The organism is Oleiphilus sp. HI0043 (assembly GCF_001634935.1).
Map to the genome: position 1 here is coordinate 1 of NZ_LWEY01001364.1, position 1,132 is coordinate 1,132.

Below are 1,132 nucleotides of genomic sequence, written 5' to 3' on the forward strand. Positions count from 1 at the left end.
TTGGCTAAGTCGGGTAGTGAGTCTTTGTCTATGTAAACATGCCGCGATGCTTGCTTTAAGCGGGTGCCATGGCAGCTTGGGCAAGGTTGGTTGTTTAGGTACTTGGCAAGATCTTCCCGAACCATATTTGATTCGGTTTCTCGATAGCGTCTTTCGATGTTAGGGATGACGCCCTCAAAAACGTGTGAGCGCTGTACGCTGTCGCCACGACTATTGACATAGGTGAAGGATATTTCTTCTTCTTGGCTTCCGTACAATAGGATTTGTTTAAAGCTATCAGGCAGCTCTTCATAGGTCTGCGAGATGTCGACATTATAGTGTTCGGCAACATTACTTAAGAGTTGAAAGTAGTAGATTGTGCGTCGATCCCAACCTCTAATTGCGCCTTCTGCAAGTGTCAGGCTAGGGTTGTGTACGATTCTTTCAGGATCAAAAAACTGATTAACGCCTAAGCCATCACAGGAGCTACAGGCACCGGCAGGATTGTTAAAAGAGAACATACGAGGCTCAAGCTCACTAATCGCATAACCACAATGTGGGCAGGCAAATCGTGAAGAGAAAATGATTTCATCCTGGCTGTCGTCTTCCCCCATTGGGGCAACAACTGCAATGCCATCTGTAAGAGCAAGGCATGTCTCAAAGGATTCTGCAATACGTTGTTGGATATCGTTGCGAACCTTAAAGCGGTCAACGACCACCTCAATGGTGTGCTTTTTATTCTTCTCAAGCTTAGGCGTGTCATCGAGGTCAGTAATAATGCCGTCAATTCGGGCGCGAATGAATCCCTGGCTCAAGAGATCTTGGAAGACATGAAGATGTTCGCCTTTACGGTTTTGGACAATTGGGGCGAGCAGCATAAGCCTGCTTTCTTCAGGAAGCTCAAGCACTTTATCAACCATCTGGCTAACAGTTTGCGCATTGAGTGGTGCGTCATGCTCTGGGCATCGAGGTTCGCCTGCGCGAGCGAATAATAGTCTCAGGTAATCGTAGATCTCAGTAATCGTACCGACAGTAGATCGTGGATTGTGAGAGGTGGATTTTTGCTCGATGGATATGGCTGGAGAAAGACCTTCAATATGGTCGACTTCAGGTTTGTCCATCATCGACAGGAATTGACGAGCGTAAGTCGACA

1 pseudogene is annotated in these 1,132 nt (G+C 46.9%); it reads right to left on the reverse strand.

The annotated features are described in order from the left end of the window. Positions 1-1,132, reverse strand: a pseudogene (locus tag A3729_RS33230) (excinuclease ABC subunit UvrA); the annotation flags it as partial.